At 66.5% G+C, this 22,379-nt stretch carries 15 protein-coding genes and 2 pseudogenes; 6 read left to right on the forward strand and 11 right to left on the reverse strand.

Annotated features, from left to right (window positions below):
* The first annotated feature begins 87 nt into the window (after positions 1–87).
* Entirely contained in the window at positions 88–1,173 is a 1,086-nt protein-coding gene (locus ACIRON_RS16490; protein ID WP_402993428.1) for a DNA polymerase domain-containing protein, read from the forward strand.
* 200 nt (positions 1,174–1,373) lie between these two features.
* Here ACIRON_RS16490 and ACIRON_RS16495 read toward each other — a convergent pair whose 3' ends face one another.
* Positions 1,374–1,898, reverse strand: a complete 525-nt coding sequence (locus ACIRON_RS16495) for a hypothetical protein (RefSeq protein WP_402993430.1) — start codon at positions 1,896–1,898, stop codon at positions 1,374–1,376.
* 33 nt (positions 1,899–1,931) lie between these two features.
* A complete protein-coding gene (locus ACIRON_RS16500; RefSeq protein ID WP_402993432.1) occupies positions 1,932–3,038 on the reverse strand; it encodes an ATP-dependent DNA ligase in 1,107 nt (368 codons plus the stop codon).
* A gap of 138 nt (positions 3,039–3,176) precedes the next feature.
* On the opposite strand from ACIRON_RS16500, the gene ACIRON_RS16505 reads away from it, so the two are divergent.
* Positions 3,177–4,016 carry a hypothetical protein gene (locus ACIRON_RS16505; protein WP_402993434.1) on the forward strand — a complete coding sequence of 280 codons (840 nt, stop codon included), beginning with the start codon at positions 3,177–3,179 and terminating at the stop codon, positions 4,014–4,016.
* 112 nt (positions 4,017–4,128) lie between these two features.
* Here the strand turns inward: ACIRON_RS16505 and ACIRON_RS16510 are convergent, their stop codons facing one another.
* The 3 genes and pseudogenes from ACIRON_RS16510 to ACIRON_RS16520 all read right to left on the reverse strand — a co-directional run bounded on the left by ACIRON_RS16510 (position 4,129) and on the right by ACIRON_RS16520 (position 8,010).
* A complete protein-coding gene (locus tag ACIRON_RS16510; RefSeq protein ID WP_402993758.1) occupies positions 4,129–6,177 on the reverse strand; it encodes a hypothetical protein in 2,049 nt (682 codons plus the stop codon).
* A gap of 309 nt (positions 6,178–6,486) precedes the next feature.
* Positions 6,487–7,134, reverse strand: a pseudogene (locus ACIRON_RS16515) (DEAD/DEAH box helicase family protein); the annotation flags it as partial.
* Positions 7,135–7,344: 210 nt separating this feature from the next.
* The gene (locus ACIRON_RS16520; protein WP_402993436.1) at positions 7,345–8,010 is read right to left on the reverse strand and encodes a helix-turn-helix domain-containing protein; all 666 of its coding nucleotides are present in this window, start codon (positions 8,008–8,010) and stop codon (positions 7,345–7,347) included.
* A 109-nt stretch (positions 8,011–8,119) separates the two neighbouring features.
* Here ACIRON_RS16520 and ACIRON_RS16525 point away from each other — a divergent pair, with 109 nt between their 5' ends.
* Positions 8,120–9,040 (forward strand): hypothetical protein, encoded by a 921-nt coding sequence (locus ACIRON_RS16525; protein WP_402993438.1) that lies wholly within the window; start codon positions 8,120–8,122, stop codon positions 9,038–9,040.
* Between the two features lie 30 nt (positions 9,041–9,070).
* Here ACIRON_RS16525 and ACIRON_RS16530 read toward each other — a convergent pair whose 3' ends face one another.
* The 5 genes and pseudogenes from ACIRON_RS16530 to ACIRON_RS16550 form a co-directional block, all read right to left on the reverse strand.
* On the reverse strand, positions 9,071–9,559 hold the full coding sequence (locus ACIRON_RS16530; protein WP_402993440.1) for a hypothetical protein: 489 nt from the start codon (positions 9,557–9,559) through the stop codon (positions 9,071–9,073).
* A gap of 107 nt (positions 9,560–9,666) precedes the next feature.
* A complete protein-coding gene (mobF, locus tag ACIRON_RS16535; protein WP_402993442.1) occupies positions 9,667–12,630 on the reverse strand; it encodes a MobF family relaxase in 2,964 nt (987 codons plus the stop codon).
* A gap of 489 nt (positions 12,631–13,119) precedes the next feature.
* Positions 13,120–13,960 (reverse strand): annotated as a pseudogene (locus tag ACIRON_RS16540) (acyl-CoA dehydrogenase family protein); the annotation flags it as partial.
* A 229-nt stretch (positions 13,961–14,189) separates the two neighbouring features.
* Positions 14,190–15,437, reverse strand: coding sequence for a lytic transglycosylase domain-containing protein (locus tag ACIRON_RS16545; protein ID WP_402993444.1), 1,248 nt, complete (start codon positions 15,435–15,437; stop codon positions 14,190–14,192).
* A gap of 284 nt (positions 15,438–15,721) precedes the next feature.
* The gene (locus tag ACIRON_RS16550; RefSeq protein WP_402993446.1) at positions 15,722–16,120 is read right to left on the reverse strand and encodes a hypothetical protein; all 399 of its coding nucleotides are present in this window, start codon (positions 16,118–16,120) and stop codon (positions 15,722–15,724) included.
* Between the two features lie 613 nt (positions 16,121–16,733).
* Here ACIRON_RS16550 and ACIRON_RS16555 point away from each other — a divergent pair.
* Positions 16,734–17,453: a hypothetical protein gene (locus ACIRON_RS16555; RefSeq protein WP_402993447.1), complete on the forward strand. Its 720-nt coding sequence runs from the start codon at positions 16,734–16,736 to the stop codon at positions 17,451–17,453.
* 350 nt (positions 17,454–17,803) lie between these two features.
* Here ACIRON_RS16555 and ACIRON_RS16560 read toward each other — a convergent pair whose 3' ends face one another.
* Positions 17,804–18,202 carry a hypothetical protein gene (locus ACIRON_RS16560; protein ID WP_402993449.1) on the reverse strand — a complete coding sequence of 133 codons (399 nt, stop codon included), beginning with the start codon at positions 18,200–18,202 and terminating at the stop codon, positions 17,804–17,806.
* 152 nt (positions 18,203–18,354) lie between these two features.
* On the opposite strand from ACIRON_RS16560, the gene ACIRON_RS16565 reads away from it, so the two are divergent.
* Complete coding sequence (locus ACIRON_RS16565) at positions 18,355–20,700, forward strand: ATP-binding protein (protein ID WP_402993451.1); 2,346 nt, start codon at positions 18,355–18,357, stop codon at positions 20,698–20,700.
* A 66-nt stretch (positions 20,701–20,766) separates the two neighbouring features.
* On the forward strand, positions 20,767–22,317 hold the full coding sequence (locus tag ACIRON_RS16570) for a class I adenylate-forming enzyme family protein (protein WP_402993453.1): 1,551 nt from the start codon (positions 20,767–20,769) through the stop codon (positions 22,315–22,317).
* The last annotated feature ends 62 nt before the right edge of the window (positions 22,318–22,379 follow it).

The raw sequence follows: 22,379 nt of genomic DNA on the forward strand, positions 1-22,379 counted from the left end.
TCTCGGGACGTACTGGCCAGTGAGTTGCGGCAGGTTGTCCGGGCGATTTCGCTGGGGGAGGGGCCCGGGTCGGGCTAGGTTGGCGCCATGGCGAAGACACCGGCGGCACATGTGCAGGCGGGCGAGCGTGAGGTGCGGATCTCCAGCCCGGACCGGGTGATCTACGAGGCGACCGACCGCACCCCCGAGGTCACCAAGCTGATGGTCGCGGAGTTCTTCGCGACGGTCGGTGACCCGCTGATGCGGGCGCTGCGGGAGCGCCCGACGGCCCTGGAGCGCTGGCCAGATGGCTGGCGCGAGGGCATGAAGCTGGCCACCGGCCCCACAGACAAGGAGGGCGACGGCTTCTACCAGAAGCGCACGCCCAAGGGAGCCCCCGACTACCTGGAGGAGGTCCAGGTGGCCTTCCCGTCGGGGCGGACGGCACGGGAGATCTGCCCGACCGAGCCGGCGATCCCGGTCTGGTGCGCCCAGATGGGCACGCTGACCTTCCACCCCTGGCCGGTCCGCCGTGCGGACGTGGATCACCCCGACGAGCTCCGCATCGACCTCGACCCCCAGCCCGGTACCGACTTCGCCGACGTGGTGCGGGTCGCGGGCGTCGCCCGGGAGACGCTCGAGGAGCTCGGCCTGCGCGGTTTCGCGAAGACCAGCGGCAACCGCGGCGTACACATCTACGTACGCATCCGGCCGGAGCGGACCTTCGAGGAGCTGCGTCACGCCGCGATCGGGTTCGGCCGTGAGCTCGAGCGTCGCGACGGGGGAGTGACCACCGCGTGGTGGAAGGAGGAGCGCGGGGAGCGCATCTTCGTCGACTTCAACCAGAACAACCGAGATCGGACCATTGCTTCGGCCTACTCGCTGCGCCCCAAGCCCGGTGCCCCGGTCTCCACGCCGCTCACCTGGGACGAGCTGGCCGACCTGAAGGACCCGCGCGAGCTCAACCTCTTCACCGTCCCCGACCTCCTCGCCGACGGCGACCGCTGGGCGCAGATCGATGAGAAGGCGTACGACCTCACGCCCCTGCTCGAGCTCTGGGAGAAGCTGCCCGGTGGCGAGCTCAACTTCCCGCCCGACTACCCGAAGATGCCGGGGGAGCCGCCGCGGGTGCAGCCGAGCAAGAAGGTCGCGTCCCACTGGGACGAGGAGGGCAACCGCATCGGCGACAAATAGCAGAAGTGCCCACTCAGCGCGGATCCCCCGATCGCACGAGCAGGCACTTCTTTGTCGCTGGATCCCCCCGGAACAGCGAACCCCAAGATACTAGGGGAATGCGAGCCACAACTGCCACGTGAAGCCGGTAACAGAGCGGTAACCTTTGATGTGTTACCCGTCACGTCCGGTGCATCCGGCGGTCATGGGGACGAAACGTCCTACATTCCGGTGATTCCTTCGCCTTCGCCGGCCTGCTCGTCGAAGTTCTCGTGCTCGATCAGGTGCAGCACAGGCACGTGGAGATGGCGTCGGGCCTGGTGGGTCCAGTCGACGTGGAAGAACTCGGCGACCACGTGCGGGCGGGTCATGATGATCGCCTCCCGGCCGTCGACGGCCGCGACCTTGGCGCGCAGCGCCTTGACCGGGTCCTGGACGAGCTCGCCGTGGGCGGCGGCGCCGGAGGTCTTCAGGACCTTCAGGGTCTGCTCGAGCGCCTTCTCGGCCTCGTCCTTGGCCTCCTCGCGCACCGCGTCGAGGTCGATCTCGTTCATCATCATCGCCGAGCCGAGGTATTCGGCCGCGCTGAGCGTGCCCATCGCCGACTCGATCCGCGCTGCGGCGTCCTCCAAGGGCAGCAGCACGTGGTAGACCGGGTCCTCGACCCCCTCGTGGAGAGAGTGGACCCGGGTCGCGTCGTCGAGAGTGATTGCCTGCTCGACCAGGAGTACGACGTCGTAGCTCATGACTCCGACCCTAGCCGGATTTAACTGCGCTGTTCAGCGGGGCACTCCGAGCACTTCCGAGAGCTCGTACGCCACAGGTTCCTCGAGCTGCTCGTAGCCGCACGACTCCGGGTCGCGGTCGGGGCGCCAGCGCTTGAACTGGGCGGTGTGCCGGAACCGGCGTCCCTCCATGTGGTCGTAGCCCACCTCGACCACCCGCTCCGGACGCAGCGGGGTGAAGGACAGGTCCTTGCCCTGGGACCAGCGGCTCTGGGTGCCGGGGACCCGGTCGGGGTTGGCGGTGAGCCACTCGTTCCAGCGTCCCCACGGGTGGTCCTCGATCGGGACGACCAGCTCCTGCAGCTCTTGCCACAGCTCGGCGCGCCGAGCGGCGGTGAAGGACGCCGAGACCCCGATGTGCTGCAGCTCCGGCTGACCGTCCTCCCCAGGGGCGTACAGACCGAGCAGCAGGCTCCCGAGCAGCGGGTTCTCCGGGGTGGAGGTCTTGTGCTCGCGGTAGCCGGCCACGACCACGTCAGCCGTACGCGAGTGCTTGATCTTCAGCATCGTCCGCTTGTCGGGGACGTAGGGAGCGTCCAGCGGCTTGGCCATCACTCCGTCCAGGCCGGCGCCCTCGAACCGGGTGAACCAGTCCTGGGCGACCTCCGGGTCGGTCGTCGTCGTGCACAGATGGACGTTGTCCGAGGTCACCGAGGAGAAGACATCCTCCAGCGCCGCCCGCCGCTCCGTCAGCGGTTCGTCGAGGAACGACCTCTCGCCCAGCGCGAGCAGATCGAAGGCCGCGTACGCAGCGGGCGTCTCCTCCGCCAGCAGGCTGATCCGCGAGGCTGCCGGGTGGATCCGCTGCTGCAGCACCTCGAACTCCAGCCGGTCCCCGATCGCCACGAAGATCTCCCCGTCGAGCACGATCTTCTCCGGCAGCGCCTTTCGCAGCGCCTCGACCACCTCCGGGAAGTAGCGCGTCAGCGGCTTGGTGTTCCGCGAGGCCAGCTCCACCTCGTCCCCGTCCTTGAACACGATGCACCGGAACCCGTCCCACTTTGGTTCCAGTTGGACGTTTGGTGCCATCGACAGCACCTTGTCGAGCGAGGCTGGTTTGGCCAGCATCGGCAGGATCGGCGGCATCACGGGAAGGTCCATCAGTTCACAGTAGAGGATGGTCGGGGTCCTGGTCGGAGTGTCACAGGTGCCGGGGCGCCGGCGCTGTGCTGGGTGATCGCTGCAGGAGGGTGATCGGTTTCCTATCCAAGAAGCGATTCCAGGATCTAGCGTGGCTGTGTGGCGACTGATGACGTTGACGCGGCCAAGGCGGAGCTGCGGCCGGACTGGTTGCGCATCGACTTGTCGGTGTCTCTTCGTAGCCAGAGTCATGAACAGTCCGACGACCTCGGCTGGGAACGTTGGTACGCGAGGATCTTCGCCGGCTGGGACGTTTACGACGATCCGGATCGTGGCGCCAAGATCGCCGCCAGCCTCGATCGCATCTTTCCACCGGCCTCAGGCCGAGCGGATCTCGGTGAATGCACGGACGAGCTCGAGGTCGAGGTCGGTGGTTGTGAGCTCATGCTGCTCCGCTTCGATCTGCCTCATCCTGTCTTCGGGAAGGACGTCCGCGTGCCCTCGACCGGCCTATCGATCTTCGAGGCTGCTGACGCGTTGTCGCAGGATCTCGCCGACTTGGTCGGGCCCATCGTTGACCTGGAAGGCGAAAGCCCATTCGTCGACCAGGTCATGGACGCGGCTGAGGACGGCTGGTATGACGATCTCCTCATCGTGCGCAGTGTCGGAATCGACAAGCACTTCCGCGGCATGGGTATCGGGGGTTGGGCGGTCGCGCGAGTGGTCAACCGGCTCGCAGCGGCAACGACCCTGGTCGCGCTCACGGCGGCGCCGCTCAATAGATCCGAATTCCTGCGCGAGCTCGGTGCGGCGCCTGACTCTCATGCCGACCTCACTCCTGAGCACTCGCTTGCGTGGGACGCTGCCTGTGGACGGATCGCTGCCAACTGGCAACTGCACCTGGGTGTCGAAGCGCTCCACGGACATCCGCACACACTGTTCACTGCTGGCGGCGACAGTGTCGCTTTGACGGCCACCCTTGCTAGCTGGAGCGGCTAAGTCAGCTGTGGTGTGGACTTAGGCCCTTGTGGGTCGCTTCACCAGACAACTCTGGTGAGGGATCATTCTGATGTTCACTTCTTGACACCCAGATTGCCGTCGGCCAGGGGTGTCACGGGCTTGCGATGACGCGCAGCCTCATCCCGTGGGTCTCGAAGAGGAAGCGATCGGCGCCGCCCAGCAGTGCACGCATGTCGTCGCTGGCGCGCGACTTGGACATCCCGGGCTGGATGATCACAACGGCAACGCTGAGAGTCCGGAACCGCGCTTCCCGAACGATCGCTGCCAGCGTCTCGATGTCACCGACGACAAGGCCGCTCTTCCCAACGCTTTGGCGCATTTGCTCTCGGCGGAAGAGTCGCTTGGTAAGTAGCTCGGGGATTGCCTTGGCGCGATTCATCTTCATCGACTGTCCGCAGACGTCGTACAGATCGTCGATCCGCGCGCCCGGCTTATCGCCCGACGAGTACTTGCAGTGTGCGAGCAAGACCTCGAGGGCATCCTCGGTTCTCTTCAAGAGAACGATGTCGGCCAACTCACCGGCACCGTCGTCGTCGATGACGATCTCCCAGTCATCTTCGGCTGAGAGGGCTTGGATTGCGCGGTGCTGGATCGTTGCAGGATCCCGTTGGGAACCTTGCGATTCACGCTTGATGTTGACGCCGGTCCAGTCGATCGTCTCGATGGAATCAATCGGGAAGAGGCGTCGCTCGCGGTCTGGTCGCAGCAGGAATCCTTGCTCGACGAGGACCACCTCATCCTCGAAGGTGATGAGTAATCCATGAGCTGTGAGGAATGCTGCGAGGCTACCTGCGCCATCGGGGGTGAGGATCTGTCCATCGTCCGCGACGGGGCGAATCGTGGGTGGGGCATCTTCGTGGAAGTCGAACTCGAACTCGAGCTCCCATGCTGGTGTCTTGAGCTTGAACCGCAGTGGTTGATCCGCCGTGTGATCGCTGAGGGCGAGCTCGGTATCGAGCAGCGAGAAGGACTGTTCGCGGTAGCTCACCTTCCGTCGCTCGCTGAAGGTTGCGAGGAGCTGATATGGCCACTCGATCGACAGGGGGACGTACGGTGGTCGCTCCTGGGCGGGTTCGGGAAGCAGGAAGCCTGACATCACGGACTCGAGGGAGATGGAGGTGTCCGTGATGGTTGGTCCGACCTGGGTCGCCCAGTTGACCCAGTCGTGGATGTCGCGTGCCTGCTCATGGCTCCATACGCGCCCCTTGCGGGACGCCCCGAAGCTCACGGCTCTGCCGTCGGTGAAGCCGTGCGCGAAGATGTTGGTCTTCATCTTCGTACCGCCTTCACCACGCCAGGCGTTGAGGACGTCTTGGCCGACGTGCATGGAAAATCGACGATTGCGGCTAACCGAGTCGAGGAGACCGACGTTGGTCGGTACTCGCCGATTGACCTTGGCGAGGATTCGATACACCGTCTCGCCCTTGACAAGAGACACGTCCTCGCCGCCGATGGCCTTGGCGATGTCTTCGTGCATCGAAGCATTGTTCGTGCTGTTGATGTAGAGGAACCCGGCGGCGTCGTCGATGTGGACGACGTGGAGGTGGTGAACGAGCTCGTTGAAGCTGGCGAAATCACCCCATCTGACGGGCGTAGCTTCTCGGGACACCCACCATGCGACCTTGTCCTTGTTGTTGATGCCGATACGTGTTGTCAGCAATCGGTCCTCGAACAGGTCGTAGATGCTCTCCGGATTCCACGTGAGGGGCTTCGTGGACTGATAGGTGACGGTGCTCATCTTCGGATGGATGCTGCGCATGGCGACCTCGCGCGGAATTGATCCGAAGGCCACTTCGAAGTCGGTACGGTCCTTCTCATGGCCTACCCCATGCTCGGTCAGGTCACGAATGACCTCGTTCCAATCGGCGTCCTCGCCGTAGAGCTTCCGGAGACGCTCGTCAACGCCGGCGACTTGAAGTGGCACGAATGCCGAGGCCTCTCCAAGAGACTCGTCGCCGACGCGGGTGAAGCGTCCGACGAATTGCAGCGTGACGGCGAGGCTCTTCTGTGGGTCGTGGATCGCAGCGATCTTCAGCGCTGACAGATCGAAGCCCTCTCCGAGCATGTTGACGCACACGACGATCCGGCTGTCGCGATCGAAGAGCATTTGTCGGTGCTTGCTGCGAGTCGACTCTGCCATCGCTGTGTCGATGCGGACCGGAGCGAACTCCGGACCGAGCTCCGGACCGAGCTCCGTGTACAGCTTGATGATTTCCTTGGCCCGGTCCACAGAGCGGGCGCGTGCCATCAGAAGATGATCCAGCCCAGACTCTACGTCGGCCCGTAGTTGGGCCAGAGCAGCCGTGGCGACGGCGCGGTCGGGATCTGTGAGGTCGACCACCGAGTGGTAGTTGATTCTGGCGAAGTAGCCATGAGCCTGGGCGAGACGGAGCGGGTAGGCGTAGGCGATTCGGCCGCCGAGGTGCCGCCCGTCCTCGCGATACGGGGTGGCGGTGAACTGAACGACCTCGCGCCCGCTGAACAGGTCGACCACCTGTCTCCACGTGCGTGCGCCCATGTGGTGGGCCTCATCCACGAACAGCCGTTGGCACGACTGCGCGAGGAACGAACGCGCCTCCTCTGAGCAAGCGTTCAGCACTTGCGCTGTCGCCACTACCACGTTCGAGCGCGTGAGAACCCGTTGAACCTGATCCACTGTCTGCAGCCCACTCTTCAGCACCAGAACGGCAGGACACAAGAAATCTCCGACGACAGCCTGGACCTTAGGTAGCACCCCGAGAGTCGCGAACTTCCCGGCGATCTGAGTGCGTAGCGCATCAGATGGTACGACCACCAGAGTCTGGACCGGCGAATGGCAATACGCCGCAAGCATCGTCTCCGTCTTGCCGGTCCCTGTCGGCATCACAACTGTGATCGGGTCATGCTCCTCAGTGGAGCGGTACGCCAGGATCGCATGTAGGGCGCCGAGTTGCGGCCGGCGGAGACCGGTTCCCGGGTCGGACTCTTCTGCGAATCGGAACCTGCCCTCGAGGGCAGTTGCCACGACTTCGCTGTCCTGTGGTTCCTCGGGGTGAGCTCCAGGTCCGTCCCTGAGCCACCACAACTCATTCCCATCGATGTTGCGACGCTCGATCACCGTCAAGTGGTGCCCTTCGTCCCAGACTTGCGAAGTACCTGGCCCACACCCCGACCTTGACTTCCTCTGGACTTCAGTATGGCCGCCTAAGCGATCGCCAGGTCTGCGTTTCGCTCAATGCGTGAGCCTTCGGCACGTGTCGATGCGGCCCTGCGGTATCGGCGGCTGGGAGGCTGCGCAGATTTGAGGGGCGACGCAGATATTGAGAGATCAGCGGCGCTTCCGCAGGACCTGGAGGATCTCGTTGGGGGTGAGCCCGCGGTCGGCCATCCGACGCACGAGGCGTTTCAGGTGGCGGGTCTGGGTGACGGGATTGGGCGCCTTCTCGGGGTGTCGGGCACGCAGTCCCCGGATCAGGAGGGCATCGACCATGTCCGTGTAGGCGTGTTCGACCTGCGGTTGCCATTCCATGCGGAGTGGTGTCGGTAGCTCGGTGAGGTCGTTCCAAGCGTCGACGAGGAGAGCGCCATCGATATGGTTGAAGATCTGCTCGGGGCCACCGTGCTCGAGGAGCCACCGGTAGGCGTCGATACGGCCGGGGCGGGTGTCGAGGTCGAGGTCGTGCGCGGTGCCGTATGGGTCACGGACGGTGACCGGGGTGAAGCTGGCGATCAGGTCGAGGCGCCAGAGCCGGTTGGGTACGTACCAGGTGTGGGCGCGGTACTCGAGCTGGCGGAAGGTGATGTGTGGGGTGAGCGCGAGGTCGTAGCCGATGCTGGCGAGGATGCGTTCGGCGACGGTGAGGGTGGGTGACTTGGTGCCGCGTTCGTAGGCGGAGAGCGTGGATTGGGTGGTGCCGGCGCGGCGTGCGAGGGCTTCCTGCGTCAGTCGTGCTGCGACGCGGGCTTCTTCGATCAGCGACCGTCGGGTGGCCACATCTTCGAGGATAGTTCATAGCCGATCGGCGATGACATGTCCGTTAACTGTCCTTTGGCGGTGCACCTGACTGGTGACAGGCGTGCACGGCGAGGGCAGGAGGCCCGTGATGAGTGTTGCTGACAAGTTCGGGCTCGACGATCCGGATTCACCGCTGCTCGTGGAGGCGGCCGAGGGTTGGCGGCGATGGTGCGCGCTGGACCCGGAGCTCGCGGTGGTCGAGGAGTTGCGGGGCCTGCGGTCGTGGACGAGACAGGCGTCGCGGGAGGAGAAGGACCGGGTGCTGGGGTCGATGGCGGCGTTGACAGAGCAGGACCGCTCGGCGGTGGCTGCACTGGTGTGGCTGCTGATTCCCGGCGCGTGCCGGTTGGCGCAGTCGCTGAGCGACCTGACGTTTGATATCGACGACTTGGTCGCGGCTGAGCTGTGGATCCAGGCGTCCCGGGCCCATCGGCTGGCGCCTCGGGGGTTGGCACGCGGGATCCTGCGCGAGACCCGTCGCGCTGTTCTGCGTGGTCTCGATGTCGGGGTACATGCGGAGGCGACCTGGTCGAGGACCACGCTTCTCGACCAGGTCGATGACCAGACTCTCGGCGCGAGCGTGGATGCTGGAAGCGAGGACCCGGTCGGTGAGGAGGTCACCGACCCGGTGGCGGACCCGGCGGCCGAGGTGGTCGGCTTCTTGAAGGCTGCGGGACGTGATCGGGCGCTGGGCTGGTGGGAGGTCTGGTTGGTGTATGAGTTGGCGGTCGCGGCGGATGAGGTCGGTGCGCCGTTGCATCGGGGGCGGTTCGGGTTGACCACGCCGGCGGCGGTGGCCAAGGTGGCACGGCTGTGTGGGAAGTCGGAGCGTACGGTCAGGCGACGGGCGTGCCAGGCCCTGGATGCGCTGGCCGAGTACGCCGCCGTGCAGGTCGACGAGACTCGGCTGGCGCGGTGGCGTCTGGAGCATCCCGAGGTCTTGCCGACGTGGCGGCAGCTCGCCCGGGAAGGGGCGTGGGTGGAGGAGACGTACGGCTCCTCGGCCTGACCACCCGATGCCGCCTCCTTCGGTACGGGGTTACATCCCGATGCCGGGGCTGTTGCGGTAGGGATCGCGACCACCTAGACCGCTGGATGGGCTGATCTCGGGTTCGGGTCGGAGGGGGCCGCGGGCGAGATCGGGAGGGAAGATCGCGGGTCGCAGTTGCTGCTGGATTCGGTAACCGAGGGCCTCGCTCGTGCGCTCGGCAGGGAGTGGTCGCGTGCTGGCGGCGCGGTGGAGCATGGCGGCGGCGTTGTGCCCGTCGCGGTCGAGCCGGTCAAGGAATCGGGCGAGGTCGAGGGTGTGCTCGTCGCGGCCGCCGGCGTACGTGGCGATCTTCTCGGCCCACGTGTGCACGCTGTCGGGGAGGGCGGCCTCGTACCGGCGCCGCAGGCTGCGCTGGTACGCGGCCGCCCCAGGGGTGTTGGTGGGTTTGCCGGTGAGGCGACGGTCGTCGTCGGGAATGCCGGTGGCGGCTCGCCACAGCCGGATCTCGTCGTAGAGACCGCGGTCCTTGTCGAGCACATCGGCGTAGCGCTTCGCCCACGTCGGCGGCTCGGTGTCACGTGCATGGTCGTCTGTGTTCGAGTGGAAGGTGGTGGCCTGGGCGGTGACGAGGTCGCCCAGGGCCTTCAGATAGGGCCCCAGGTCTCGTGTGCGGCAACATCGATGGGGATTGCGGGCAGCCAGGGGAGAGGGCCTCGGCCGGCGGCTTCGAGGGCTTCCTCCCAATCGCCCTGGTAGCTGCGTTGGGCGGCGAAGGTGATCGCGTCGGTGTACTGGGTGACGGCGTCGCGCAGGTGCTCGCGGGTGCTGGTGCCACGGAGTCGGGCGGTGGTGGCCGAGACAGCGGCGCCGTCGCAGGCGATGATCTCCTCCAGCACGGGGCCGACCGAGAGCTGTTCGAGGATCCCGGGCAAGACAGGGTCACTCGCCGCGGAAGCGCCTGTGGGGCCGCGGGTGGTGCCACAGGTGTCGTTGTCGGGGTCGATGATCAAGTGGAGGTGGTTGGCGGTGCGGCCGCGGGTCAGCATCGTGTAGAGCAGTTGTCGGGTCTCGGTACCGGTGACGATCCCGTAGGTCGCGTCCGCGGTGAGTCCTTGGGCTGTGTGGACCGTGGAGGCGTACCCGAGCTCGACGTGGTCGGCGACGTAGTCCGCCGGTAGCACGACCGAGAGCCCGGAGGCTTGGTTGACCACCTTCAGCCCGCCGTTGCGGCGTACTTTGGTGATGGTCCACCGGTCGCCGTTCTTGACCCAGTCGGTGCCGCTGAGGCCGAGGCGGCGGTTGTTGCGACGGGTGATGACCACGTCCCCGGCCGAGGCCTGGTTGCCGTCAGAGAGCGCAACCTCAGCCACCCGATGGCCTTGAGACCGGCCCGAGGCGTCGGCGGCGAGGCGTGCTGCTCGTGCCCGTGCGTTGAGATCGGCGACCAGTTCGCGGGTCGGGGCGAGCATCAACGCATCTACCCCCGCCGCGTGTGCTGTGCTCCACTGGTCGAAGGCCTGGGCCAGGGCGGTCTCGGTGTCGCCGGTGTGGATGCGGTCGTTGTCGAAGTAGAACCCCAGCGCGGCCGGGTCACCTGCTCGCAGGTCGAGGGAGGCGGCGGCCTCGGCGGGGTCGGTGAACCGGACGACCTCTTCCAACCGGTCGGCGCCGTAGTGGGTGACGAGGTCGCGGAGGACGCCGCCGGCGCCGACTGCGGCGAGTTGCTGGTCATCGCCGACCAGCCGCACGGTCGCGCCCTGGTCCAGGCAGTACCCGACGACCCGGGCCAGGGTCGGGGTATCGGCCATGCCGGCCTCGTCGATCACCACCAGCGACCCGGCCCGGATGCGGCTGGCGAACCCACGCGGGTCCCGGCCCGGGGGCGTGGTGGTGACGTCGTAGTCGAGCTTGGCCAGGGTCTCGCACGGCATCCCGGTCGCCTCCCGCAGCACCGCCGCGGCCGCGGCAGACGGAGCGAGTCCGACGGCCGGGAAGCCGTCGTCGGCCCAGACCCGGGCCAAGACGCGGACCGCTGTGGTCTTGCCCGAGCCCGCCGGCGCCAAAGCCACCCGGAGCCGGTGGCCGCTGGTCGCCATCGACACCACCAGCGCCCGCTGACCCTCGTTGAGGCGCACTCCGCCACGGACCTCGGCGCGCCGCAGGCTGACCTCGACCTCCTCATGGGTGAACCGGAAGTCGCTGGTCAGGGCACCGGCGGTGACCAGCCGCTGCTCGGCCTGCAGGATCCGCAGGCTGGTGTAGTGGTCGCTGCCGGAACGCCGGTAGACGCTGGTCCCGTCCCGGCGACGCAGCAACGCCGGGACCCTCACGCCGTCCTCGAGCCGGTCGGGAGGCTCGGGGGTGAGGTTGACCAGCCGCGACCTCACCACATCCTCGACCGACACGACCACGTTGGTGAGCAGCTCACCAGGGACCTCACCATGTGCACGGACCTGCCGCTGTGCCTCCGCGCGCAGGTGCCAGGACTGCCAGGTCGCCCGATGCCCCTCCAAGGCGGCCACCACCTGCTCGGCAACCTCCTCGACCCACGCCTGCGACCGCCATCTCGGCAATGCTCCCGTTGGAGGAGCATCGCCGGGAGTAACCGCGTCTCGCATCATCTGGCCTACGGCGTCTGATGAGCCCAGCACGTTTGTGGCCTCGCGGCGCCAGTTCGCCCGCTGCTCTGCCTCGGAGACTGGGTCGTGCTTGCGATCACGCGTGGACAGGTTCGCCTGCTGAGCCAGCGCACGCTCCTCTTTCGCCGTCGGTGCCCGCCCGTGCTCCCGGATGAACGTCTCGGCCAGGTCGCGCTCTGTGGCCACGATAGAGAGCCGCCGCCGCGACCAGAACCTGCACAGCCCCGGATCCACGCCCACGATCTCCCGAACCGGACGAGTCTCCCGTACGCCCCCGGGCCGCTCGGCGAACCGCACCCCCAGCCGCTCGCGGAGCCGCACCTCCAACGCGGTGTTGTACGTTTCCGAGATCGCCACGGTTTGCGCGAACAACATGCTGCCGTAGACAGAGAGCCACTTCCCGCTTAGCGTCTGGACCTTGTTCGCCACCGCCACGTGCGTATGCAGATCCGGATCCCCGGCCCGGGTGTCGCGGTGCTGGAACGCGGCCGTGACCAGCCCACGGGTCTCGACCTGCCGGGCACCGTCGGTCCCCTCCCGGGTGAACAGCACCTCCCGCTCGACGTACGTCAGTGCGTCGGCGACCGCGGCCTCATGTGCCTCCTCAATCGCCCGCGCGATCGGCGGGGGAGCGACCGCCCACAGCGCCGAGACCGACTTCACCGGGCTGAATGTCAGATCGAACCCCGCCACCCCGCCCTTCCGCTGCGGACGCCCCAACGCCGCCCCGCTCACCGGATCCGTGCCCTCCCCGAACAGGTGCCCCATCTGCTCGGCAGTAACGACCTGTCTCGGTTCGATCCCGTGCAAGCTGGCGAGTCCGGATCCCAGCCAGCGACCTGGTGCCTCGCCCTTCGCCTCGTAGTAGTCGGCCAGCGGCATCCCACCCAGCTCGGTCGAATCCGCAGCCGCCACCTGCCGCGTCAGGTACTCATACCCCGACCCGGCCGCCAGCTTGTGAATCGTCATCGTCACCCTCCCCAAGGGCAGGGAGCATGGCCGAGTGGCCACCAGGGGGTATCTCCAATGAAAGAGGTGTGAAGGCTTGCGACTTCGTCGTTGCGTTGGGGGGATGAGAATCGAGGTGGGCGTCGTCTGGTGATGTCGGGGCACACACCGGTGCGGGGTGAGCCCCGAGAGCCAGGTGCATACGTCGCAGGGACATCGTGCAGGAACCGCCGGGCTCGGAAGCACGTTGGCCCGCTGTCCCTGTGATCTAACTGGTGCCACGTGACTAGCGCCCGCCCTTGCAACACCCGTTCGGCTTGGATGCGCGCGCAGGGCCGTGCCAATTCGTGCCATTGCGGGCTGCTCTCAACGCTTGGTCCGCACGAATCCCTGTCCTCGGTCCCGGCAGCTCACTCAAGATTGGAGCCGAAGAGCCCCGTTCCAGATAGCGTCCTCCGCACGTGCGATGCTGCCTGGAGCGCGTTGAGGGTCACGTGGAGTGGAATACGTTCATGTTCGATGCGTCGGTGGCCGGTGTGCGCGCTGGACCTGGTTGGTGCCCTCGTAGATCTGGGTGATCTTGGCGTCGCGCATCATCCGCTCGACCGGGTAGTCGCGGGTGAAGCCGTAGCCGCCGAGCAGCTGGACGGCGTCGGTGGTCACCTGCATCGCGACGTCGGAAGCGAAGGCCTTGGCGGCGGCACCGAAGAAGGTGAGGTCCTTGTCGCCACGCTCGGAGCGGCCGGCGGCGGCGTAGGTGAGCTGGCGGGCGGCCTCGATCTTCATGCCCATGTCGGCGACCATGAACTCCACCCCCCTGGAACTCGGCGATCGGCTTGCGCTCCTTGATGTAGTCGAGCGCGCCCTGCGCGACGCCGACGGCCTGGGCGGCGATGGTGATCCGGGTGTGGTCGAGGGTCTGCATCGCATAGGTGAACCCGAGACCCTCCTCGCCGATGAGCCGGTCGGCGGGGATGCGTACGTTGTCGAAGTAGACCTCGCGCGTCGGGGAGCCCTTGATGCCGAGCTTCTTCTCCGGGGCACCGAACGACACCCCGGGATCCGACTTCTCCACCACGAACGCGGAGATGCCCTTGGAGCGCTTCTCGGGGTCGGTCACCGCCAGCACCGTGTAGTACTCCGAGACGCCCGCGTTGGTGATCCAGCGCTTCACACCGTTGAGCACCCAGAAGTCGCCGTCGCGTACGGCGCGGGTCTTCTGGTTGGCGGCGTCCGAGCCCGCGTCGGGCTCGGAGAGACAGTACGAGAAGTTGCCCTCACCGGCGGCGAGCTTGCCCAGGTACTTCTTCTTCAGCTCCTCGGAGCCACCGATCTGCACCGGCAGCGAGCCAGACTACCGAAGCATCCTTCGAGGTTTGGCGGAACAGTACCGGCGCAAATGTCTGACGGCCGCGCTCCGACGAGGCTGAGAGGGTCGCGGCCACTGACTTCGGCGATCGAAGCACCGTCACACTGGCCTGCAGACGGACATCTGAAGTCGATGCAGAACGCACGCCCCCTGCCGATATCCGAGAACGACGGAACCGACCACACCTAACGGCGGGGCGGGTTCCGTGCGGTCAGTTCTGCGTGATTTCGACAAGTTCTAGGATGCCTTCCATGACCCCGCCGACGGAAGCGAGCGCTTCGTCCACGGTCTTGCCGGCGAGCCGGGCCGCGCACTGGTCGACGGAGGTCTGGGGAACTGATCCGTATTCGCCGACGAGTGCTTTGGTGCAGATGTCGATGAGCTCGCTCGCTGTGGCCTTGACATCCTCGACCGGCTTGGTCACCGGCTCCAGCGCCTTCCCTGGGTCGGTGGTGGTGCCGCCGTCGTCACTGCCGCCGCCACCGGTGCCGCCGCCGGTGCTCCCGCCGGGAGTCTCCCCGGAAGGGGCCTCGCTGGACGGGTTGGACGGAGCCTGCGAGGAGCCGCCGCGCGGGCCGGTCTGCTGGCCGCCTGCGCGGAGCTCGTGGCCCTTCTGCTTCGAAGGCTTGGGAGCCTCCATCCGCGGGATCGCGTAGTCGACCGGGATCGTGCTGTTCGGGATCGAGGTGAAGTCGCCGGAGCGGTAGGCCTCGGCGACACCGAGCACTGTGGTGACGTACGACTGGCTGTGGTTGTAGCGGAAGACCGCTGCCCGCGCGCCCTGGTCGGTGGAGAGGTCGTCGTTGCCGGAGCAGAGGTAGACGGCGCTCGCGAGGGCGGCGTCGTTGATGTCTTGCGGGTTGCGCTTGCCGTCACCGTCGGCGTCCACGCCGACCATCGCCCAGGTGGAGGGGATGAACTGCATCGGGCCGACCGCGCGGTCGTAGTTGGTGTCGCCGTCGTACTGTCCACCGTCGGTGTCGGTGATCTGGGAGACGTTGCCCTTGCCGTTGAGCGGCACCCCGTAGATGCCGGGGGTGGAGACGCCCTCGGTGCTGAGACGGTTGTCGTTGGCGCGACCGTGGTTCGACTCGACCCGGCCGATCGCGGCGATCAGCGGCCAGTCGATCCTGCAGGCGGCGTCCGCGGCGTTGATCACGGTGGCCGCCCGCTGGTAGGCGGCGAGCGCGGCGGAGGGGATGCCGGCCGTGCTGGCCGTCCCCGGCAGCGACTTGTCGCCCTCGTTGGTCGAGGCCGACACGCTGGCCGGCGCCTCGATCGCCTCGGTCGGGACCGATGTCCCGTCGGGCAGGCTGAACGCGTCGTCGTACCTGGTCCCTGATGCGGTGGCACCCGACTGCGACAGACCAGTAACGCTAGCTGTCCAGGCGGTGCTGAGCACCGCGATCGGGACGAGCGCTGTCGCCTTCTGAAGGCGGTTGTAGCGCGTAGCGGACATCGAACTTTCCTCTCAATCCTCGGACCAGAGTGCTTCGGCCCTTGCTCCTCGGTTCCCAACGGCCCAACGAACCGCCTCGGTCAGATCTAGGTAAGTCACTCGCTTCCTGGAAGCCTGCGCTCCTGGAAGCGCGGTCTCATTGCGACGGCCGTGGACCAGTCGCTGTGGCCGCACATGTCCTTGGTGATCCTCGCGCCGCACGTCATTTGGATCTTGCCTGTTATGCGGCTTTCGCTTGTGCCTTGCAGCGAACCGGACGAACTTCGCCGGGCATGAGCGCTGGCTCAGGCGGCGTCGAGGTGGTTGCTCTTCTTGGTGAGCACGACGCCAGCGAGATCACCGGGGCAGAGATCGGCGTACAAGCGGGCCGGGACCGCGGCTTCTGCGTGACCGACGAGGACGATCGGCAGGCCAGGGAGCTCAGACTCCGCCTGGTCGAGGGTAGCGGCGATCGCTTCCAGCGCCATGGTATAGGTGGACCCGTCATCGCATACGTCGCCATCGGCTTCGGTCGGGACCTCACAGGTGAAGGCACGCGCCCCGCGTGAGAGGGCACCGGCGATGGCGAGGTCGCAGTCGGAGAGCATCCCGCGTGGGGCGACGAGCACGACCACGGCCGTGGAGAGGCAGGTCGGTTCGCCAGAGTCCATGTTGCGGCGGTGCATCGTGATCGTGGCACTCATAGGGGCTCCTCCTGAAGGTCTGCGAATGTGGCGGTCGTCACAGATTGCTCTCGTTGTTGGTCGAGGACATTCGGGCGACTACGTAGATGACTACGTAGAAATGGCTCGAGTCGGAGGCTGAACTGCCATGCGCGGTCCGGCGAGCGTGCTTGCGCGGGACCGCCCTGCGTGTGAGATATGCCCCGGTTGGACGTGCAGCTGATCCACCCCACTCTGGGGGAGTGGGTAGGTGGGAGCTCGAGTCGATCAAAAGTGCTGGAAGAAAATTCGGCTAGTGATGCTCGCGGGAGTTGGCGGCGCGGGGAAGACCAGGCTTGCCCCGCCGATATCGAGGACGCCGATCTCATGGGTCAGAGGGTCTCGGGTGTTGTGGGGCTCAAGGTCGGCTCCGGTGACTGGAGTGCTGCTGTGCTCATGAGCAAGACTGGCTGCGATCGACGCTTGATCGTCCGCGAGATTTTAGAGATGATCAACCTCAGAAATTGAGAGAGTGTCGGGAGATCGCGATGTACGAAACAGAGCCCGTGTTCGTGCTCTACCGCCAACTACCTGCAGTCGGTACGGCGGCCGAGTCGCCGTTGCATGCCGGCGGTATCAGTACCGGAGGTTTCGCGTGACCTATGACCCGCATGCCGCGCTGGCTGCGATCGACGACAACGTGGTTCCGGTCGTCGGGTTCTTCTCGATCGTCGCGGTGGCGACCTTCGTCTACCTGGTCACCTCGTTCCGCGTGGCGGTGCGCGACCGTGCCTACGCCTGTGCGCTGCCGGCAGTCGGCTGGTTCGCGGTCCACGATCTCGGCTTCGTTCTGCAGTACGACGACTGGTTCCACACCTACGACCATTGGTGGGTCAAGGCGTGGTGGTTCGCATTGATCGCGACCAGCATCATCGAGTTCGCGCTGGTCGGCCTTGTCGTCAGGTACGGCCACGCCGAGCTGGCGCCGCACCTGTCGCGCCGTACGTTCGCGCTCGGCGTCATGGGAGCAGTGATCGGTATCACGGCGCTGTGGATCCTGGTGAAGCGGTCGGTCGACGACGAGCTGTACCTGATCTCGTTCCCGATCACGGCCTTCTGGGCGGTTCCGTTCGGGACGGCGCTGCTCGTGCGGCGTCGCACCCAACGCGGGCAGTCCGTCGTACAGCCAGGATGCGTCGCCATCATCGTGGCGGGTTTCCAGGGCGCGCTGTGGTACGTCGACGACTTCTTCCGTACCTGGGAGTTCGTAGGCTTCACGATTGCCGCCGTGGCCTGGTCACTCGGAAACGTGTGGCTGGTTCGCACGCTTCCTGCATGGCGCCCGGGGGAGGGCCGGTCGGCCTACGACTGGTGACCGACAGGCGTCCGCGGCGCTGGGGATGTGGTTGAACCATCCCCTCCCGCCGAAAGGACGATCAGGCTGTGTTGTGCCGCTGTCGGCTCAGGCAGCGTCGTCCTGCGGTAGCCCGTGCAGCACGTACTGAGGCTGTCCGGCCTCGCCCGGCATGAGCGCCGGCCGGCAGCTGCAGTCGTCGCTACAGGCCAGATAGGTGTGGGCCGGGTGGCCGCAGCGAAGGCACGGAAGGTCGTGCGAGAGATGCAGTGAACCGACCTGGACGATGTCCCACATGTTCGTGCCTCCTGCTGTGGCCTGTGGTGGATTCGGGTGAGCGGGCTGGGTGGTGAACTCGGGGCGAGCCCCGCTCAGGTAGCGGTGAAGTGGTTGGTCTTCTCGGTGAGCACGACACCGGCGAGATCACCGGGGCAGAGGTCGGCGTAGAGGCGGGCGGCGGCGCCGGCTTCCGCGTGTCCGACCAGGACGATCGGCAGGCCGGGAACCTCGGCCTCCGCCTGGTCGAGGGTGGCGGCGATCGTCTCGAGCGCCATCGTGTACGCGAACTCGCCCTCGAGCAGCTCGGCGTCTGCGCCGGTCGAGATCTCGCATGTGTAGGTACGTGCGCCGCGCGAGAGGGCGCTGGCGATGGCGAGGTCGCAGTCGGAGAGCGTCCCGCGAGGGGCGACCACGACGACGACGGCGGTGGAGAGACAGGTCGGTGCGCCAGAGCTCGTGTCGCGACGGTGCGTCGTGATCGTGGCATTCATGGGGAACTCCTCCAGAAGGTCTGTCGAATGTGGCGGTGGTCACAGGTTGCTCTCGTCGCCGCAACGAGACATTCGGGCGACTACGTAGATGACTACGTAGAAGTCGCCGGGCCTGGACGCCGAGACCGGCATTTGCTGTCCGGCGAGCGCGCTTGCGTGGGAACCGCGCTGCGTGTGAGATATGCCCCATGGTTGGCCGTGCAGTTGAGCCCACACCGCTCGTGGGTCGTCGACAGGAGCTTGAGTCGATCAAGAAACTGCTGGAAGGCAGTCGACTTGTGACGCTCACCGGAGTCGGTGGCACGGGGAAGACCAGGCTTGCGCGACGCGCGAGCATCGACCTCGCCAGGGCCTTCAAGGACGGCGTCTGGTTCGTCGAGCTCGCCGACATCGAGGACCCGGACCTCCTGGGGCAGACCGTCTCGCGCGCCGTGGGGCTCAAGGTCGGCTCCGGGGACTGGAGTGCTTCGGTGCTCATCAACTTTCTCGAGCAGCGTCGTGCCCTTCTGGTCTTCGACAACTGCGAGCATCTGGCTCAGGCCTGTGCCGACCTTGTCGACGAGATTCTCGAGGCCTGCTCCGGCATCCGCGTGCTCACGACCAGCCAGCGGGCGCTCGGGCTGACGAGCGAGGCGCTCTTTCAGGTGCCGCCGCTCGCGCTTCCCGTTCAAGATGGCGTCGATCTCGAGACGATCCACCACTACGGCGCCGTACGCCTCTTCGTCGACCGGGCCCGCGCCCTGGGTTCCGGCTTCGAGCTGACGCAGGACAACTCCGCTGCCGTCATCGAGCTCTGCCGGGCCCTCGACGGCATCCCGCTCGCCCTCGAGTTGGCGGCAGCTCGGATCCGGGTCTTGAGCCCGCAAGCCATGGTCGATCGCCTCAACGACCGTTACCGGCTGCTGAGCCACGGCTACGCCGGCCGGGTTCCGGATCGACAGCGATCGCTGGAGGCGTCGGTGCAGTGGACCTTCGACCTGTGCAATGAGCCTGAGCGGCGCCTGTGGGCCGTGCTCTCGGTGTTCCGCGGCGGCATGGGTCTGGAAGATCTCGAGGAGGTCGTGCCGGCTGCCGGTATCGAGGACGTCCTCGGCGGTCTGACCGGTCTGGTGGAGAAGTCCGTGCTGCTCCGCGAGGACAATGGTCAGCAGGTCAGGTTTCGGATGCTCGAGTCCATCCGACTCTATGGTGAGCAGCGCCTGGCGGCCTCTGGCGACCTCGAGAGGATCCGCGAACTGCACCTGCAGCACTTCCTTGTTGTGGCTGAGCGATGCGGTGCGGAGTGGATCGGGCCGGACCAGGTTGCCTGGCTGGAGCGATTGCGCAACGATCACCCGAACATTCGTACGGCGCTCCAGTTCTGTGTCGACCGCACGGACGAAGAGCACGCCTGCCGGATCATCAGCAGCCTCGAGGGGTTCTGGGTCGCCGCGGGCCTGGTTCGGGAGGCACGTCTCTGGTTCGAGAGGGTGCGTCCGTTGGCGTGCGACGACAACGGCGATGCGCCGTTATGGCGTCTCGCTGCGCTCCGCGTCGCAGTGTGGTTCGCCTTGATCCAGGTGGACATGGTCACCGCTGCTCGTCTTGTCGATGAGATCGAATGGGCAACGCGTGGTTCCGATGACGATGCGGCTCGGGCCCATGTGCTCATGGCGCGCGGGCTTCTGCTCGCCTGGGAGGGCGATCCTGCGCGCGGTCGATCGCTGATCGAGCAGTGCGTCGATCTACACCGGAAGGTCGGAAATTCCGCCGACCTTGCCTTCGGCATGGTCGTCGACGGAATGCTGCTCGGCTTCGGCGGTGAGGTGGAGCAGGCTCGTCAGGTGCAACTGGAGGTCGTGGCGCTGACCGAGTCGCGCGGTGAGCTCTACTACCGCTCGTTCGCGCTCGCGATGATCGGTGCCCTCTCCCTCGATCCGAGTGCTCCGGAGAGGAGTCGGGAGGTGCTCGAGGAGTGTCTCCGGATGAAGCACCAGCTCGATGACCGGCTCGGGATTGCCCTGTCCATGGAGTTCATGGCCTGGGTGGCCGCGATCGAGGAGGGCTTCGAGCGCGCCGCGATCCTTCTGGGCGCCGCGAGTGCGACGTGGCGCAGCATCGGGGTCAGCGTCGACGTGCTTCCGTTCTTCTCCACCCGTCGCGCGGAAGGACGAGACGTCGTGCGGCGCATGCTGCCGGGAGGACGGTACATGGCGGCGGAGGCGCGAGGGGAGGGGATGACTCTCGAGGCGGCGATCGCTTTCGCGCTTGGCGAGGCCGAAGGGGCTTCGCGACCGGCTGCTACGTCGGCGCCGGCGCAGTCTTCGCCGCTGACGCGCCGTGAGACCGAGGTCGCTGTCTTGGTCGCCGAGGGGCTCACCAATCAACAGATCGCGGACCGCCTGGTGATCTCGATCCGGACGGCTGAGGCTCACGTCGAGAACATCCTGCGCAAGCTGGGTGTGGACTCGCGGCATGCCATCACCGCTTGGTCCTTGGGGCGTGGCGACTCGTCGTGATGGCTGCTTGACGATGCCGCACAACCCACTCCATAGTAAGACGCACTGTCTCAAAAGGGAGTGGCTATGGCGGACCGCGGCGGACCTGCAGTGGGGGAGTACCTGCGCCTGTCGGCAGAGAGGTTTCCCGGGCGCCGCTCCTTCGTCTCCGGGGATGGCTCCCACTGGACGTTCGCGGAGACCAACGCCCGGGTGAACCGGTTGGTGGACGCGCTCGCATCCCATGGGATCGGTCGTGGCGACCGTGTGGCGGTCTTCGCCGTGAACGGCATCGGCTACGCAGAGGTTCTCTTTGCTTGTCTCAAGCTCGGCTGTGTGTATGTTCCCCTGAACAATCGGCTGCGCTCGGTCGAGGTCGCGAGGCTGCTCGAGCGAGCAGACCCGATCGCTGTCTTTGTCGACACGAGGTACGGCGACCTGCTTCGCCCGCTCCTGGTGTCGGTGCCGGTGCGCCTCGCTGTCGCCTTCGATGGCGCTGTCGAGGGGTTCGTCTCCTACGAGAGCCTTCTGGCGGCGGGGTCGCCGGAGGAGCCGGAGGTGCGAGTCGGGGACGAGGACATCGTCGGGCTTGCCTTCACGAGCGGTACGACCGGAACTCCGAAGGGAGTGCTGCAGTCCCAGCGCATGCTGCGCAACCTGACGACCTCGATCACGATCGACTACGAGATTCGGCCCGACGAGTTCCGGTACTCGTCGTCGCCGTTGTTCCATATCGGTGGCCAGAGTCCCGTCCTCATGCACGCTTGGCGTGGCTTCTCGACGCTCATGCTTTCCCAGTTCTCGGTGGACGAGGTCCTGCCGTGGATGCAGTCGGGGGGTCTGACCGGCTGCTTCCTGGTGCCGACCATGATCTCGGCGATCCTGGCAGACCCTCGTGTTCGTGACTCCGACTACAGCGAGCTGCGGTCGATCGTCTACGGGGCGGCACCGATGCCGCCGTCCGTCCTGCGGCGGGCGATCGAGGTCTTCGAGTGCGACTTCGTCAATGCGTTCGGGGCGGGCACCGAGACCGGTCTCCAGACCGTCCTGGGTTCGGCCGACCACCGGCGGGCCGTCGACGGGGAGGAGCACATCCTGGGCTCCATCGGCAAGCCCGCGTACGGTGTCTCCCTTCGTCTGCTCGACGAGCAGGGTGAACCCGTGGTCCGGGGTGAGGTCGGCGAGATCGTGACCCGCAACGGCCAGACCATGTCGGGCTATCTCGACATGCCAGAGGCGACCGCGGAGGCGTTGTCCGATGATGGCTGGTTCCGGGCCGGGGACCTGGCGTGGCAGGACGATGAGGGCTATCTGTACCTTGCGGGCCGACGTAGCGACATGATCATCCGGGGCGGCGAGAACATCTACCCGATCGAGGTGGAGGACGTGCTGTGCGAGCACCCGGCGATCGCCGATGCTGCAGTCGTGGGGTCGCCTGACGAGCATTGGGGCGAGGTCGTGGTCGGGTTCGTCGTCTCGGCGCCCGGTGCCGAGCTGGATCCCGCCGCGGTGCTTGCGCACTGTCGTGAGCGGCTGGCCGGCTACAAGGTGCCGGTCCGTGTGGAGGTCGTGGACGCTCTGCCGCTCAATGCGAGCGGCAAGGTGATGCGACGCAAGCTCAGGGAAGGCCTCGGCTGACCTCGCGAAGCGATTCCTGACGGCAACATTTTATGTCTGGGGTGTCTCAAAATAGCACATCT

Source organism: Nocardioides sp. NPDC101246 (assembly GCF_044767415.1).
GTDB lineage: Bacteria > Actinomycetota > Actinomycetes > Propionibacteriales > Nocardioidaceae > Nocardioides.